Origin of the sequence: Cryobacterium melibiosiphilum (assembly GCF_003602235.1) — a bacterium.
GTDB classification, from domain to species: domain Bacteria; phylum Actinomycetota; class Actinomycetes; order Actinomycetales; family Microbacteriaceae; genus Cryobacterium; species Cryobacterium melibiosiphilum.
In genome coordinates this window covers 96,370-112,561 of record NZ_QZVS01000090.1, presented here as the reverse complement: position 1 = coordinate 112,561, position 16,192 = coordinate 96,370, and the positions used below count along the sequence as shown (strand labels likewise).

The 16,192-nt window shown below is 68.3% G+C and carries 13 protein-coding genes; 4 read left to right on the top strand and 9 right to left on the bottom strand.

What is annotated here, in order from left to right; all coding sequences use genetic code 11:
• The first annotated feature begins 66 nt into the window (after positions 1–66).
• On the top strand, positions 67–552 hold the full coding sequence (locus D6T64_RS15190; RefSeq protein WP_119975522.1) for an 8-oxo-dGTP diphosphatase: 486 nt from the start codon (positions 67–69) through the stop codon (positions 550–552).
• A 26-nt stretch (positions 553–578) separates the two neighbouring features.
• Here D6T64_RS15190 and D6T64_RS15185 read toward each other — a convergent pair whose 3' ends face one another.
• Genes D6T64_RS15185 through D6T64_RS15175 form a run of 3 tightly spaced genes read right to left on the bottom strand, consistent with a single transcriptional unit; the run spans position 579 to position 4,218 of the window.
• Complete coding sequence (locus tag D6T64_RS15185) at positions 579–2,027, bottom strand: diguanylate cyclase domain-containing protein (protein ID WP_119975521.1); 1,449 nt, start codon at positions 2,025–2,027, stop codon at positions 579–581.
• Entirely contained in the window at positions 2,024–2,845 is an 822-nt protein-coding gene (locus D6T64_RS15180; protein ID WP_119975520.1) for an alpha/beta fold hydrolase, read from the bottom strand. The genes D6T64_RS15185 and D6T64_RS15180 overlap by 4 nt, the downstream gene beginning before the upstream one ends.
• A gap of 32 nt (positions 2,846–2,877) precedes the next feature.
• Complete coding sequence (locus D6T64_RS15175) at positions 2,878–4,218, bottom strand: uracil-xanthine permease family protein (RefSeq protein ID WP_119975519.1); 1,341 nt, start codon at positions 4,216–4,218, stop codon at positions 2,878–2,880.
• A gap of 121 nt (positions 4,219–4,339) precedes the next feature.
• On the opposite strand from D6T64_RS15175, the gene D6T64_RS15170 reads away from it, so the two are divergent.
• Both D6T64_RS15170 and D6T64_RS15165 read left to right on the top strand, forming a co-directional pair.
• Complete coding sequence (locus D6T64_RS15170) at positions 4,340–5,890, top strand: carboxylesterase/lipase family protein (protein WP_199719181.1); 1,551 nt, start codon at positions 4,340–4,342, stop codon at positions 5,888–5,890.
• Between the two features lie 325 nt (positions 5,891–6,215).
• Positions 6,216–7,553: an NCS2 family permease gene (locus D6T64_RS15165; RefSeq protein ID WP_233551224.1), complete on the top strand. Its 1,338-nt coding sequence runs from the start codon at positions 6,216–6,218 to the stop codon at positions 7,551–7,553.
• 56 nt (positions 7,554–7,609) lie between these two features.
• Here D6T64_RS15165 and D6T64_RS15160 read toward each other — a convergent pair whose 3' ends face one another.
• The 4 genes from D6T64_RS15160 to D6T64_RS15145 all read right to left on the bottom strand — a co-directional run bounded on the left by D6T64_RS15160 (position 7,610) and on the right by D6T64_RS15145 (position 11,674).
• A complete protein-coding gene (locus D6T64_RS15160; protein WP_119975517.1) occupies positions 7,610–8,530 on the bottom strand; it encodes a DUF559 domain-containing protein in 921 nt (306 codons plus the stop codon).
• Between the two features lie 144 nt (positions 8,531–8,674).
• Positions 8,675–9,463, bottom strand: coding sequence for a 3-oxoacyl-ACP reductase (locus tag D6T64_RS15155; RefSeq protein WP_119975516.1), 789 nt, complete (start codon positions 9,461–9,463; stop codon positions 8,675–8,677).
• Entirely contained in the window at positions 9,460–10,281 is an 822-nt protein-coding gene (locus tag D6T64_RS15150) for a gamma-glutamyl-gamma-aminobutyrate hydrolase family protein (RefSeq protein WP_199719180.1), read from the bottom strand. The genes D6T64_RS15155 and D6T64_RS15150 overlap by 4 nt, the downstream gene beginning before the upstream one ends.
• Positions 10,268–11,674, bottom strand: coding sequence for a glutamine synthetase family protein (locus D6T64_RS15145; RefSeq protein ID WP_119975559.1), 1,407 nt, complete (start codon positions 11,672–11,674; stop codon positions 10,268–10,270). Before D6T64_RS15145 ends, D6T64_RS15150 begins: the two co-directional genes overlap by 14 nt.
• Positions 11,675–11,837: 163 nt before the next feature.
• On the opposite strand from D6T64_RS15145, the gene D6T64_RS15140 reads away from it, so the two are divergent.
• Positions 11,838–13,403, top strand: coding sequence for an amino acid permease (locus D6T64_RS15140; RefSeq protein ID WP_119975515.1), 1,566 nt, complete (start codon positions 11,838–11,840; stop codon positions 13,401–13,403).
• Between the two features lie 119 nt (positions 13,404–13,522).
• Here the strand turns inward: D6T64_RS15140 and D6T64_RS15135 are convergent, their stop codons facing one another.
• Positions 13,523–14,398 (bottom strand): fumarylacetoacetate hydrolase family protein, encoded by an 876-nt coding sequence (locus D6T64_RS15135; RefSeq protein WP_233551218.1) that lies wholly within the window; start codon positions 14,396–14,398, stop codon positions 13,523–13,525.
• Between the two features lie 62 nt (positions 14,399–14,460).
• Complete coding sequence (locus D6T64_RS15130) at positions 14,461–16,065, bottom strand: DNA-3-methyladenine glycosylase 2 family protein (RefSeq protein WP_119975514.1); 1,605 nt, start codon at positions 16,063–16,065, stop codon at positions 14,461–14,463.
• Between the last annotated feature and the right edge of the window lie 127 nt (positions 16,066–16,192).

The following is a 16,192-nucleotide window of genomic DNA, read 5'->3' as shown; positions in this document are numbered from 1 at the left end:
GGGGATCCGCTGGGGGATCCGCTGGGGGATCCGCTGGGGGATCCGCTCGGGGGATACGCTTTCGGCATGACTGATTCCCCGGCGCTGCCCCAGGTGTGCGTCTGCTACCTCATGAGAACCTCCCCGGCCGGCGACCGACAGGTGCTCCTCGGCCGCAAGAAGAAAGGCCTCGGCCTGGGAAATATCGTGGGCCTCGGCGGCAAGCTCGAACCCGGCGAGACGGCGACGGATGCCGCGGTGCGCGAAATCGAGGAGGAATCCGGGCTCGTGGTGGCGGCATCCGCTCTCGTGCCGATGGGCGTGCTGACCTACCTGTTTCCGCACCGAACCGCGTGGAGCCAGGTGTCGAACGTCTTCACGGTGACCGAGTGGAGCGGCACGCCGCGGGAGTCGGACGAGCTCAACCCGGTCTGGTTCGACGTGGCGACGCTGCCGGTCGATGAGATGTGGGACGACGCCCGGCACTGGCTGCCCGGCGTGCTCGCCGGCACGCCCGTGACGGAGACGTTCACCTTCGCCGCCGACCTGGCCTCGGTGTCCTCCCGCGGTTGAGCGGGCCTCAGGCAGCAGGCCACCGGTCAGACGGTCACGACCGTGATGCCGTCCTTGCCGGCGCTCTTCGACACGTACATCGACGAGTCGGCCGCCTGAAGCAGATCGGCCACGGTCGTTGCCGCGCCAGCGGCCGGTCGGTGCAGGGCGATGCCGACGCTCGCTGTCACGGCGAAAGAGCCGGCAACTCCCGGCAGCGGCCGTCGAACGGCCAGGCGGATGCGATCGGCCAGCTGACGAGCGTCGCGCTCATTGATGTCTTCGCAGACCACCACGAACTCATCCCCGCCGAACCGGGCGACCGTATCACTGCCGCGCACGACGGCCCGCAGCCGGTCGGCGACCTGTTCGAGCACCGCGTCACCCGCCAGATGGCCCAGGCCGTCGTTGACCGCCTTGAAGCCGTCGAGGTCGAGAAAAACCACCGCCATCGGGGTGTGTTTGCGCTCGGCAGAGACGAGCGCAGCGCCGAGCGTGTGCTGCAGCAGCTTGCGGTTGGCGAGGCCCGTGAGCGGGTCATAGAGCGCGAGATTCTCGAGCTCGGCGTGCAGCCGCACCCGTTCGAAGACCTGCACGGCCTGAAGGGCGAGCGCGGCCTGCAATGCGAGAACGTCGTCGTCGAAGCCGCGCTGACGCCCATAGAAGCAGAGCAGCAGGCCGACCGACCGTTCACCGCCGATCAGCGGAATGACGGACAGGGCCTCCAACCGCGTCGCCCGCAAGGCATCGGCGACGTCGGGAAACCGGCTGGTGGCATCCTGGAGGCTCGTGATCGTGACGGCTCGACCATTGCTCAGCGCATCGGCTTCGGGGCGCCGCACAACGGTGCCCGCGAGGGCTTCGAGGAGCGGATGGTCCCCGGCGGCGAGCCGCATGTCCCCGGACTCCTCGATCAGCACCACTGCGGCCGCTGTCGCGCGAAAGGCCTGGCGTGCGCAGTCCACGAGTGCCGCGGCCACGCTTTCTTCCGAGTCGCAGGCGCCGAAGGCTGCTCCGGCGTCCTGCAGCACCCGCACGCGCGCTTCGGAGGCTTCCGCCACCCGGCGGGCGACCAGCAGTTCGCGCTCCAGAGAATGCCGCTGGGTGGAATCGAAGATGGCCGTGCGTACCAGGCGGGGACGACCATCCGGGCCGAGGTGTGTCGTCGCGTTCACGAGCACGGGCAGGGTGCCGCCGCCGGCGCAGCGCAGGGTCAGGGAGAGCTCCCGCACCTCCCCGGCAAGCCGCAGCACGGGCAGGTAGCGTGTCTCGTAGAACACGTGACTGCCTACGGTCAGCAGCTGTTCGAACGGGGTCCCGATGACGCTCGTGCGGGAATACCCGGTCCAGCGCAGAAAAGTGTCATTGACCTCGGTCAGGATGCCGTCCGGGGTCGTGGTGAGCAACCCGCACGGCGCATCGGCGTAGCGCTGTTCCGGTGTGTCTGACCACTCGTCGTGGGATGCCCGCGACTCGGCCGAACGGTGCTCGGTCACGCGAGAAAGGCCCGAATTTCCGTGGCGAGCAGGCCTGGCGCCGACAGATTGGGGCAGTGACCCGAGATCGGCAGTACCACGAACGTGCTGCCGGAGATCATCCCGTGCACGTACTCGCCCACCGGAAGCGGCGCGATGACGTCGTGCTCGGACTGCAGGATCAGGGTCGGAGTGCTCACCCGACCCAGGTCGTTTCGATTGTCGGAGAGGAAGGTGACGTGCGCGAAGTGGCTGGCGATGTCCGGATCGGTCTTGCAGAAGCTCGTCGTGAGTTCCTGGCCGAGCTCGGGGCGGTCGGCATTGCCCATCATGACCGGCGCCATGGTGGCCGACCAGCCGAGGTAGTTCGAGTCGAGGGCGTCGAGCAGCCCGTCGATTTCGGATTGCTCGAACCCTCCGACGTAATCGTCGACATTGGTATAGCGCGGGGAGGGGCAGACCAGGGCGAGGGCGCCGAACCGTGCGGGGTCGCGGGTCGCGGCCAAAACCCCGATCATGGAGCTCACGGAGTGCCCGACGTAGACGGCGTCGTGCAGGTCGAGTTCCGCCATCACCTCGAGAACGTCGTCGGCGTAGCCGTGCAGCGAATCGTACTTGCCGTAGTCGTAGGAGGACAGATCGGAGTCACCGGCGCCGACATGATCGAACAGCACGATGCAGTAATCCGCGGCGAAGGCGGGCACCACGTCACGCCACATTTCCTGGCTGCAGCCGAAGCCGTGAGCGAAGATCAGCGGCCGCCCGCTGGGGTTGCCCGACACGTGCACGTTGTTGCGAAGGCGCACCCCGGCGGGGGTAGAACCGTTTTTCTGGACCATTTCTTGACTGTAGTCTCTGCCGTTGCGGGCGGCTAGACCGCGGCGCGGTCCGGCTCGGTCGTGCCGACCGGCGGCTCGATGGTCGCTCCCGGGCGCGGGGCGCGCAGCCGGGTGATGAGCGTCATCAGGTGGTAGATCGAGATGGCTGCGACGGTGCCGAGCGCGATGCCGTTGAAGCTGAGCGTGCCCGCATTCAGCGTGAAGTCGGCGATGCCGATGATCAACGCGGTCGCGGCGGTGAACTGGTTGACCGGCTTGGTGAAGTCGACCCTGTTGTCGAGCCAGATCTTCACGCCGATGACGCCGATCAGTCCGTAGAGCGCCGTCGTCACGCCGCCGAGCACGCCGGCCGGAATGGTGTTGATGACCGCGCCGACCTTGGGGGAGAGGCCGAGCAGCACCGCGACGATGCCGGCGACCCAGTAGGCGGCCGTCGAGTAGATGCGGGTCGCGGCCATCACGCCGATGTTCTCACCGTAGGTGGTGGTGCCGCTGCCGCCACTGAAGCCGGCGAGCATGGTGGCCAGGCCGTCGGCGAGCAGGGCTCGCCCGGTGACCCGGTTCACTTTCGCATCCGTCATCTGGGCCACGCCGCGAATGTGGCCGACGTTCTCGGCGATCAATACGAGCACGACAGGCAGGAAGGCCGGCAGCACGCCGAAGACGGCGGGGTCCGTGAGTGGGTTCGTCGGCAGCATGAACGGCGGCAGGCCGACCCACGGCGCATCGGTGACCTTGCTGAAGTCGACCTCGCCGAACGCGACCGCGGCCACGTAGCCCACGATGACGCCGAGGAAGATCGACAGCCGGCCGAGAATGCCGCGGAACAGAACGGTGCAGAGAATGACCGCGACCAGGGTGATCAGCGCGGTGACGGGCGCGCGGTCGAAGTTCGCCTTGGCGACCGGCGCCAGGTTGAAGCCGATCAGGGCGACGATCGCACCCGACACGATCGGCGGCATCAGCGCGTCGATCCACCCGGTGCCGGTGAGCTGAACGATCACGCCGACGAGGGCGAGCAGCACGCCCACGGCCAGAATGCCGAACAGCGCGCTGCCCATGCCGGCGGATGCCGTCGCCGCGGTGATCGGGGCGATGAACGCGAACGACGACCCCAGGTAGCTGGGCAGGCGGTTGCCGGTGATGATGAGGAACAATAGCGTGCCGATGCCGGAGAACAGCAGCGTCGTGCTCGGCGGAAAGTCGGTGAGCAGCGGCACGAGGAACGTGGCGCCGAACATGGCGACGACGTGCTGGGCGCCGATGCCAATGGTCAGGGGCCAATTGAGGCGTTCGCCGGGGGCGACGACCTCATCTTCACCGACGGTCTTGCCGTCGCCGTGCAGGGTCCAGGGGAGGATGGGTCGTGCCATGGTGTCTCGTTCCGCTTGCTGCGCTGTCGATGCAATGCCGGTTCATGCACCGTCGTGCTCGTGCAATCCTTGTCGATCGTAGTTACAATTTCGCGATCCCCGGAACAAATAGGATCGAAGCATGAGCCGACTCGCCCGCACGGGCACCATGGAACCGCTCGACGTGACCGTGGCAACCGGGGTGGTCCGCGGCATCCGTGAGCGCGGCGTGCGGGCCTGGCGCGGTATCCCCTATGCGGCGGCGCCGATCGGCCGCTTGCGCTTTCGGGCGCCGGAGCCGCCCGCGGCGTGGCCCGGCGTGCGCGACGCCAGCGACTGGGGGCCGGTCGCCCCGCAGAGCCACAAGGGGCAGTTCATCGGCGCTCACCCGCGCATCCCGCAGGGCGAAGACTGCCTGAACCTCAACGTGCTGGCACCGGATGCCCCCAGCAGGGCCCTGCGGCCGGTCATGGTCTTCATCCACGGCGGCGCATACAGCGTCGGCTCGTCGCGGGAAGTCCCCAGGCAGGGCGAGGGCCTCGTGCGGCGCGGCGGCATCCTCTATGTCAGCTTCAACTATCGGCTGGGGGCGCTCGGCTACCTCGATTTCAGCCGGTATTCCACGCCGGAACGGCCGTTCGAGAGCAACCTCGGAGTGCGCGACCAGGTCGCGGCGCTGCAGTGGGTGCAGGGCAACATTGCCGCATTCGGCGGCGACCCGAACCAGGTCACGGTGTTCGGCGAATCAGCCGGCGGCAACGCGGTGACGACCCTCATGACGGTGCCGGCGGCGGCCGGGCTCTTCCAGCGCGCGATCGCGCAGAGCGCCCCGCCGAACGCGGTCTACCCGCCGGCGCTCACCGCCGTCTGGGCCGGCGAATTCGTCGACAGCCTCGCCGCCGATGGCGAAGACGGGGACTGGGAACCCGCGGCCGCCGCCGCCCTGCTGCTCGGGGCCACTCCGGCCCGGCTGGCCGAACTGACGACCCGGTTCACGGTGCAGAGCCCCGACCGCTACCCGGGCACGATTCCGCTCTGCCCGGTCATCGACGGTGTTTTTCTCCCCGAGCGCCCCCTTGACGCCTTCCGTGACGGTCGCGCCCACCGGGTGCCCCTGATTATCGGCACCAATGCCCGTGAGGGCTCGCTGTTCAGCGGGCGCATCGACATCCTCGCGACGACGCCCCCTCGCATCCGCGCCATTTTCAAGAAGACCAAGAAGAAGGCCCGCAAGGCGCTGAAAGCGCAGTACCCCGGCATTCCGGCGCTGCGGCCGGCGCTCGATTTCGGCGGCGACTACTCGTTCTGGTACCCGAGCGTGAAGGTGGGGGAGCGGCACTCGCGCTACGCTCCGGTGTTCTTCTACCGCTTCGACGCGGCTCCGCGGCTGGTGCGGCGGATGGGCCTCGATGCCACCCACGGCCTCGAGCTGTTTCCCCTGTTCGACCGGCTTGACGGCTGGTTCGGGCGGGCGATGACCTCGCTCGGCGGGCGTCGCACGTTCCAGCAGATCGGTGCCCGCATGCAGTACTGGTGGCTGAACTTCGCCGCGACCGGGGTGCCGGATGCCGACTGGCCGCGCTACGACGAGGCCTCCCGGGAGACGCTCATCATCGATGCCGTCGACCGCATCGAGGCCGACCCGCTGGCCGAGCGGCGCCTCGCGTGGGGAGCTTTCGTGCCGCACGTCTGAACGATTCTCGACAGCACCTCGAACGCCTGCCGAACACCGGCCATGCGTTCCCCGAATGGGGCCGGACGGCGTAAACTTATCTGTCTGCGACGTGTTCGACCCGGTCACGCCGAAACCGGCACGGGAGAACACCATTTCACGCTCTGAGAACACCAGCACCACCGGTCTGCCCGCCGACGCTCCGGATGCCACCGCCGCTGCAGCGGATGCCGCGCCCGACACTCGCACCGGCCTGCGTGCCCGCGTCGATCGCTACTTCGAGATCACCCGTCGGGGCTCGACCTGGGCCCGGGAAACCCGCGGCGGCGTCGTCACCTTCGTCACGATGGCGTACATCGTCATTCTCAACCCGCTGATCCTCGGCGGTTTCAGCGCCGACCAGGCTGCCCTCGACGTGAACGGCAACTGGCTGCCCAACGCGCAGGTTGCTGCGGTGACCGCCCTGACCGCCGGGGTCATGACGATCCTGTTCGGCGTCATCGCCCGGCTTCCGTTCGGGTTCGCCGCCGGCCTCGGCATCAACTCGTTCCTCGCGGTGAGTGTCGTCGGCCAGGTCACCTGGTCGGAGGCCATGGGACTCGTCGTCATCAACGGCCTCATCATCGTGCTGCTGGCCTCGACCGGCATGCGGGAACTCATCTTCAACGCCATCCCGCATCAACTGAAAATTGCCATCACCGTCGGCATCGGCCTGTTCATCGCCTTCATCGGCCTCGTCGACTCCGGATTCGTGCGGGCCAGCGGCGCGGCCTCGCCGCCCGTGCAGCTTGGCGATGCCGGCTCGGTCGCGACCCTGCCGACGGCCGTCTTCGTGCTCGGCCTGATCATCACCGGCGTGCTGCTGGCCCGTAAGGTCAAGGCCGCGCTCTTGATCGGCATCGTCACCACGACCGTCATCGCCGTGATCCTCGAGGCCATCTTCAAGGTCGGCCCCTCGCTCGGCACCAACCCGGCCGGCTGGAACCTCAACGCCCCCGTGCTGCCGTCGTCGATCGTCGCGGTGCCCGACCTCAGCCTGCTCGGCCAGGTCAGCTTCGGCGCCTTCGACCGCATCGGCCTGCTCGCCGGCGTGATGCTCGTCTTCACGCTCGTCTTCACCAACTTCTTCGACGCCATGGGCACCATGACGGGCCTGGCCACCGAGGCTGGCCTGGCCAACAAGAACGGCCATTTCCCGCGCCTGAAGAGCGCCCTCATCGTGGAGGGGATCGGCGCGGTCGCCGGTGGCGCGGCATCCGCTTCGTCGAACACCGTCTTCATCGAATCGGGCGCCGGCATCGGTGAAGGAGCGCGCACCGGATTCGCGAACGTCGTGACCGGCCTGCTGTTCATCGCCGCGATGTTCTTCACGCCGCTGACCATGATCGTGCCGCTCGAGGTCGCCGCCGCCGCGCTCGTCATCGTCGGTGCGCTCATGGTGTCGCAGATTCGGCACATCGACTTCAGCGAGTTCTCGATCGTGCTGCCGGTGTTCCTGACCATCATCGTGATGCCGCTGACCTACTCGATCGCCAACGGCATCGGCGCCGGCTTCATCGCCTGGGTTCTCGTGCGCAGCTTCTCGGGCAAGGCCCGCGAGGTCAGCCCGCTGCTCTGGGTCGTCGCCCTCGGCTTCGTGTTCTTCTTCGTGCGCGGCCCGATCGAACTGCTCCTCGCGGGCTAGTTTCTCGCGAGTGAGCAATAAATGCACTTCCCGGGCTCGGGAAGTGCATTTATTGCTCACTCGCGGCCATGAACCCAGCCCGCCGACGTGAGCGCTTTCTCGACCTTGAACACGGCGCGGTTGCGTGTGCGCAGGTGGGACTTGTTGATGCGGATCACCCGCCACCCCTCGGCCATGATCGCATCGAGACGGTCGACGTCCCAGTGATATTGCTCCTCGTCGGTGCGGTGCTGGCCGCCGTCATATTCCACGAGTACTTTGTAGCGCCGGTACACGATGTCTCCGGTCGCGATCTTGACGCCGAGCCGGTTGCGGATGATGCCGTTGATTTCGGGTTCGGGCAGCCCTGCGCGCACGAGCAGCAGGCGCAGCTCGGTCTCCCGAGGTGAATCCACCCCGGCGCGCACCCAGATCAGGGCCTCGCGCAGTTTTTTCGCCCCGCGATGCCCGGCGAAGTCCGCGACGGCTGCTCGCAATTCTGGCAGCGTGGCGGGCGGGCTCTGGCGCCGGACGAGTGCGTCACCGACGACGATCAATTCGTCGAGCGAAAGAACGGATGCGAGCTGGCACCACGTGTCCACCGGCGCGGCCACCCGGAACCCCCGCACCAGCACCGTTCTGACGCTGCCCGCCGTGACCCGATGCCCGCGAACCCCCACGACCCGCGGACACTGGCCCGGTAGCTCCACACTCACCTCGATCACGCCCGCGGCCTGCACCCGCCGCGGCAGCGGCAGGCCGTGCAACCGTGCGGCCGTGGCGTGGCTGAACGATTGGCTTGGCGGCATCCGCTCGCCGTAGCTCGCGCAGGCGGTATCGATCGAGGGCGTCGGTGTCCGAACCTCTCGAACGGCCGGAAAGGGCTTGAGCAGGTCGGCGCTGCGCAGCCGCCCGAGGGAAACCCCGCGTGCACGCGCTTCCCGCGTCGAGAACGGTCGCGAACGAAAGTCGTCGGGGAGCGGAACGAGTCGAGGCATGCCACCCACAGTGCCCCCGCGCGGCGGTTCGACGACGGTTCTCCACAGCCCAACCTGAGCCTCCACTTCGCGAGTGAGCAATAAATGCACTTCCCGGGCACGGGAAGTGCATTTATTGCTCACTCGCGAGACTGGGACGACGTTCTAGAACGGGGTGGTGTACGCGGAACTGATGCCGCCGTCGACCAAGAAGGTGCTGGCCGTGATGAAGGAGCTGTCATCGCTTGCGAGGAATGCGACGGCGGCGGCGACCTCCTCTGGCTCGGCGAAGCGGCCCATCGGCACGTGCACCAGGCGGCGGGCGGCCGCCTGGGGGTCCTTCGCGAACAACTCCTGCAGCAGCGGCGTATTCACCGGTCCCGGGCAGAGGGCATTCACCCGGATGCCCCGGCGCGCGAACTGCACACCGAGCTCGCGACTGAGGGCGAGCACTCCACCCTTGGATGCCGTGTAGGAGATCTGGCTCGTGGCTGACCCCATCACGGCCACGAAACTCGCGGTGTTGATGATCGATCCGCGACCCTGCCGGGTCATGTAGCGCAGCGCCGCCCGGGAGCAGAGGTACACCGAGGTGAGATTGACGTCCTGCACGCGTTGCCAGGCCGGCAGCTCCGTCGACTCGATCGAGGCGTCGTCGGTGGGGGAGATGCCGGCATTGTTGAACGCCACGTCCACCGCTCCGTAGAGCAGGTAGGTGGTGTCGAACAGGGCGTCGACCTCGTCCTGACTGGTCACGTCGACCTTTACGAACAACCCGTTGACCTGGTCGGCGGCGCGCAGCCCGGCCGTCTCGTCGACGTCGCCGATCACCACGGTGGCGCCTTCGGCCGCGAACCGGCGCGCGGTCGCGAGCCCGATTCCGCCGGCACCGCCGGTGATCACGGCGATGCGGCCACGCAGCCGCTGGGTGAGATCGCTCGCGGAGGGGCTCATGGTGTACTCCTGCCTGTCAGCGGTGCCTGATTCGGTGCCTGATTCGTCTCTTTCCGGGCCCGGTACGTCGCAGCCGCCGTCACGAGGCCCACGAACAGGCGGATGTCGTCCGCCTGTTCCTCGGGATGCCACTGCACCGCGATCCCAAACGTCGCTCCGGCCAGCTCGATCGCCTGCACGATTCCGTCAGCGGCGCGGGCGGTGACGGTGAGGTCGGCGCCAAGCTCGTCGATGGCCTGGTGATGGTAGACGGCAACCTGCGCCGGTGTGGGAAGTGCGGCATCCGTTCCGATCAGGGCGTGCAGCCGGGAGCCCGGGGCGACGTCGACCGACACGCTGCCGTAGACCCCGTCGCCGGTCCGGTAGCTCTCGGTGCCGACGATGTCGGGCACGTGCTGGTGCAGGGTGCCGCGGCACACGACGTTGAGCAGCTGGGCGCCGCGGCAGATGCCGAGGAAGGGCAGGTCGCGCGCGATGGCCTGGCTGAGCAGCTCAGCCTCCCAGGCGTCGCGGTCGTGCCGCGGGCTGTCGGTCTGCGGATGCCTCACCTTGCCGTAGCGGGCCGGGTCGATGTCCCGACCGCCGGTACAGACCAGGCCATCGAGGCCCTCGAGCACCCGGGCGACGATTGCGGGGGAGGTCGGCTGAGGCGGCAGCAGCACCGCCACGCCGCCCGCGCGGGTGACCGAATCGAGGTAGCTGGCGGGCAGAAAGGCGGCCGGCACGGTCCAGACCCCGGTGCTCGCGATTTCGCGGTAGGTCGTCACGCCGATCAGCGGCGTGTCGTCCTCAGTGAGGCGCCGCTCAGAGCCGTTCAAAACCGCGCACCCGCTCCCAGTCCGTCACGGCCGCATCGAAGGCGGCCAGCTCCACCCGGGCATTGTTCAGGTAGTGCTCGACGACCTCATCGCCAAACGCTTCCCGGGCCACCGTCGAGGTGGCGAAGGCTCCGACGGCGGCCCGCAGCGTAGACGGCACGCGGTCGGCCGCGCTCGAATATGCGTTGCCGGGGAACGCCGGCTCCAGCTCGAGTTCGTTCTCGATGCCGTACAGGCCGGCCGCGATGAGGGCGCTGACCGCGAGGTACTGGTTCACGTCGCCGCCCGGCACCCGGTTTTCCACGCGCAGGCTCGCCCCGTGGCCCACCACGCGCAGGGCGCAGGTTCGATTGTCGAGGCCCCACACGATCGCCGTCGGCGCGAAGCTGCCGTCGACATAGCGTTTGTACGAGTTGATGTTGGGGGCTGAGAACAGGGTGAGCTCGCGCATGGCGGCGAGCTGGCCGGCCACAAACTGCCGGAACAGCGTTGACATGCCGTGTTCGGCATCCGCCTGAGCGAAAATCGGTGAACCGTCCTCGTCGCGCAGGCTGATGTGGATGTGACAGCTGTTGCCCTCGCGCTCGTTGAACTTGGCCATGAAGGTGAGGCTCTTGCCGTGTTCAGCGGCGATCTCTTTTGCCCCATTTTTATAGATTGAGTGGTTGTCGCAGGTGGTGAGGGCATCCGCGTAGCGGAACGCGATCTCCTGCTGGCCGAGATTGCACTCGCCCTTCACCCCCTCGCAGTACATTCCCGCGCCGTCCATGGCGAGGCGGATGTCCCGCAACAGTGGTTCCATCCGCGTCGACGCGAGCAGGGCGTAGTCCACGTTGTAGTCGCTGCCGGGAGTGAGGTCGCGGTAGCCCTTACGCCAGGCCGTGCGGTAGTCGTCGTCGAAAACGAGGAACTCGAGCTCCGTGCCGACCAGGGCGGTCAGGCCGCGACTGTGCAGCCGGGCCAGCTGCTTCTGCAGGATCTGCCGCGGGCTGGCAACGACGGGCCGGGCGTCCTGCCACTGCAGGTCGGCGGTGACGAGGGCCGTGCCCGGGAGCCAGGGAGCCAGGCGCAGCGTCGTGAGGTCGGGGATCATCGCCATGTCGCCGTAGCCGCGCGACCAACTGGACATCGCGTAGCCGTCGACGGTGTTCATGTCCACGTCGACGGCGAGCAGGTAATTGCAGCATTCGGCGCCGTGTTCGCGCACTTCCTCGAGGAACAACCGCGCCGAGACGCGTTTTCCGACCAGCCGGCCCTGCATGTCGGTGAAGGCGACGATCACGGTGTCGATCGTGCCGGCGGCGACCAGGTCGGTCAGGGCGTCGAGGCCGAGGTAGCCCGGCCGGGTCGTGGCCTCGCCACGATAGGCCGGGACGGAACGCGGATCCAGCATGATTTTCTCCTCGGAATGCAGTCGGGTGCACGGCGGGAACGCGACCATTACAGCACAGGAATTCGCGCGGCGACGGGCTGATCGTCGTACACTCGGCGGCAGGAAAGGGCAGAACAGGTTTGGCCGTTACCCCCGTGCTCGCCGACTTTCAGTGAGGAACTCCATGTCCACACCAGCGTCCGAGGAATCCGCCCGAACACCGCGCCCCGGGCGCAGCGTGTCGGGTGTCAGCTACCGGCCGGCCGAGGCAGGCTACTTCGACAAGCGCAGCCTGAAGCGCACGGCCGGCTTCTGGGGCATCTGGGGCATCGGCATCGCCGCGGTCATCTCCGGCGATTTCTCGGGCTGGAACTTCGGCCTCGACTCCGCCGGGTTCGGCGGCATGCTCATCGCCTTCGTGATCGTGGTGGTGATGTACTTCACCATGCTGTTCTCGATTGGTGAGATGTCCGCCGCGATGCCGCACACCGGCGGCGCGTACTCCTTCGCCCGCGCGGCGATGGGACCGTGGGGCGGTTTCGTGACCGGCCTCGCCGAAACCATCGAATACGTGGCCACGACCGCCGTGATCGTGTTCTTCTCGGCCTCCTATGCCAACGGCATCACCGAGGTGCTGTTCAACTTTGTGCTGCCGGAGTGGGTGTGGTGGATTGTGCTCTATGCGATCTTCATTCTGCTCAACACCGCCGGGGCATCCGTGTCGTTCCGCTTTGCGATCATCGTGTCGTTCCTCTCCATCGGCATCTTGGCAATCTTCGCCGTCATCGCCGTATTCTCGGGGCAGTGGAGCGTCGCGAACCTGTACGATATTCCACCGGACCCCGGCCAGAGCGAGTTTCTGCCGCACGGCGTGCTGCCGATCCTGTTCGCCCTGCCGTTTGCGATGTGGTTCTTCCTCGGCATTGAAGAGTTACCGCTCGCGGCCGAAGAGGCCCACGATCCGAGCCGAGACATTCCGCGCGCCGGCGTGCTCGGCATGGTCACCCTCGTGGCCTGCGGCGCGGTGGTGCTCGTGCTGAATCCGGGGCTCACCGGTTCGGCTGCGCTCGGCACCTCCGGTGAACCGTTGCTCGACGGATTTCGTGCCGTGTTGCCCGAGGGGCTCGCCGCGGTGCTCAGCGCCTTCGCTCTGATCGGGCTGCTCGCGTCGCTTCAGGGCATCATGTTCGCCTACGGCCGCAACATGTACTCGCTCAGTCGCGCCGGGTACTACCCCAAGGTTCTCTCGTTGACCGGTGCCCGGCAGACCCCGTGGGTCGCGCTGCTGGTCGGGGCGCTCATCGGATTCGTCGCCCTGCTCGTCGTGCAGTTCACCGGCGGGGCGGCCGGCTCGGGCGGCGCGATCGTGCTCAACATCGCGGTGTGGGGCGCGGTGCTCGCCTACCTGCTGCAGATGGTGTCGTTCGTGCTGCTGCGTCGCAATCTAGCGGATGCCCCGCGCCCGTACCGCAGCCCGACCGGCGTCTGGGGCGCCATCGTCGCGGGGGTGATCGCGGCCGCGATCTTCCTCGGTTTTCTGCTCAACGACATCTTCCGCCCCGCGATCGTGGCGATCGCCGTGGTCTACGTGATCGGACTCGGCCTGTTCGCCCTGTTCGGGCGCACCCGACTGGTGCTCTCCCCGGAGGAGGAGTACGCGCTTTCGGGCGGCGCACACCGCGACCCGCAGGCCGAAGGGTACGACGCGATGGAGAAAGAGGTCTTCCGCGCCCCCGACGATCGCGACTGAGCGCGCTGACACTCTCGCGAGTGAGCGGTTTATGCACTTCCCGAGCGCGGGAAGTGCATAAACTGCTCACTCGCGAAATCTGCTCACTCAAGAAACGGAGGGTGCGAAGTGAGGGCGGGCTAGATTTCGCGGCAGTGGGTGGTGAGGAGGCCGATCTTGTCGATCGCCACCGTGACGGTGGAACCCTCACGCAGAAAAACCGGGGGCTTGCGGCTGTACCCGGCGCCTCCCGGGCTGCCGGTCGAGATGAGCGTGCCGGGCAGCAGCGTCGCCGTCTGGGAGAGGTAGGAGATGATCTCGGCGACGGTACGCACCATGTCACCGCTCGATGCGTCCTGCAGCAGGCGTCCGTCGACGTGCGTGGTCAGCCACAGGTTCTGCGGGTCGCCGATCTCGTCGGCGGTGACGACGATCGGTCCGGTGGGGGTGAACCCGTCGAAGGACTTGCAGCGGGACCACTGCGCTTCGGAGAACTGCAGGTCGCGCGCGGTGATGTCGTTCACGACGGTGTAGCCGAAGACGTAGTCGAGGGCATCCGCCACCGACACACGGTGTGCCGGGCGGCCGATGATGACGCCGAGTTCGGCCTCGTAGTCGACCTGCCCGGTGCGGTCGGCGGGCCAGGTCGTGGTGGCCCCGTGCCCGGTGAGCGAGTTCGGCCAGAGCGAGAACACGGTGGCCGCCGTTTCGAGGCGCAGGCTCAGCTCGGAGGAGTGGGCGGCGTAGTTCGCGCCGATCGCAATGATCTGCGGCGGACGTAACACGGCCGAGGCGTGGCGCAGCTCGTCGATCGGCGTCAGGGCGGCACCGCGGTTGATCGCGGCGGCGGTGCTGGTCTGCACCCGTTCGTATTCGGGGCTGCCCTTTTCGAGCAGGTCTTGCAGGTCGCGAGGGGCGTTCTGCATGACGTCGTCGAGGAACAGTGCTGCGTCCCCGATCGTCACCGCCAACCTCGGTGCGGACTGGCCTTCGACTTTCAGGTGCGCAAACTTCACTTACCTAGGCTATCCGGCCCCCGACGTGGTTACCTGTGGAAACCCGACAGCTGCGAGGCCTACTACTTGTAGGCGTTCCACAGGTGCATGCCGGCGTAACTGCGCCACGGCGCCCAGGCGGCACCGTGGGCGGCGAGCGCAGCGGGCGTGATCGGCAGGCCGATACGCCCGGCGCCCTGGCGCAGGGCCAGGTCGCTCGTGAGCAGAATGTCCGGGCTGCCGAGCACCCGCATCGCGACATAGCCGGCGGTCCACGGCCCGATTCCGGCCCGGGCCTGCAGCTTTTTCGACAGGTCTTCGCGGGTGTCGCCGGGCGAAAGCTCGAGTTCTCCGGTTCGGAGGGCCTCGGCCGTCTGCAGGATCGTGGCCACCCGCGCGGCGGGGCCACGCAGCACCGCGCGCCCGTGGTCGGCGATCGCCGTCGCCGTCGGAAACAGGCGCACCAGGCCGGGGCCGGCACCGGACCCGGCGCGGTGCGCGGGGGCCGGGAGATCCTCGCCGAGCTCGGCCGACAGCCGGGAGAGCGCGGTGCGGGCGGCCGCGACCGACACCTGCTGGCCGATCAGCGCTCGAAACAGCGTCTCCTCCGGGTCGGTGCTGCCCGGAACCCGGATGCCCGGGGTGCGGGCGACGAACGGGGCCAGCAGCGGGTCCTGCGCGAGCGCCCGGTCAATGGCAAGCGCATCGGCGTCGAGATCGAGCAGGCGACGCACCCGGCTGACCAGCGGAGCCAGGTCGGCCAGGCTGCTGACCCAGACGGAGCAGGTCACGCCCGGGGCGGTGGCCGTGCCACCGCCGACGGGAACAAGCGTCAGGTCGATGGTTGCCGGGCCGTGCGGCAGGCGCAGCGTGCGGCCGTAGCCGGTCACGGGGGCGGCGGCATCCGTCGCCGTGTGCTCGATGGTCTCGATGCCGGGCAGCGCTCGTGCCGCGAGAAAGCGCAACAGGCCGAGGCCGTCGAACGGGCCTCGGACGGGCAGCTGAATCGTCAGGCGGGTGCCGCCGGTGTCGGTGCCGCCGGTCTCATCACCGCCGGCCCGCAGGCCGCCGGCGCCTGCGGGCAGCGGATGCCGCACGCCCTGTCGCAACGCCGTCGGCGTGCGTTCGTAGACGGCCGTGATGGTGTCGTTGAACTGGCGCACGCTGCCAAACCCGGCGGCGAAGGCCACGTCGGTGATGGGCAGTTCGGTGTTCACCAGCAGCATCCTGGCGGTCTGGGCGCGATTGGCGCGGGCGAGGGCGAGGGGGCCGGCGCCGAGTTCGGCGACGAGCACCCGGGTGAGGTGGCGGGGCGTGTAGCCGAGGCGGGCGGCGAGCCCGGCGACACCATCGCGCTCGACGAGACCGTCGCCGATGAGGCGCATCGCACGGCCGGCGAGGTCATCGCGTAGGTTCCAGGCCGGCGACCCGGGAACCGCATCGGGGAGACAGCGTTTGCAGGCGCGCAGCCCAGCCTCGTGGGCGGCGGCGCTCGTCAGATAGAACGAGACATTCGCGGCCTTCGGGGTCGTCGCCGGGCAGCTTGGCCGGCAGTAGATGCCGGTCGAATGCACACCGGTGATGAACTGCCCATCGAAACGGGTATCCCGCGAGGACATCGCGCGGTATCGTTCGGCGAAGTCGGGATCCGCGGCGGGGTCGGACGAGGTCGAACGGGTGGGGGGCATCGTCCCAGCCTGCCACGGGCCGCCGCCCGCGGGTAGCGGAAATCGGACACCGTGCGGTGCCGGACGAGGCCGTGCGGTGCCGAGTGTAGCCGCCCGGTGCCGGGCAGGGCCGCGCTCAGTAGTGTGG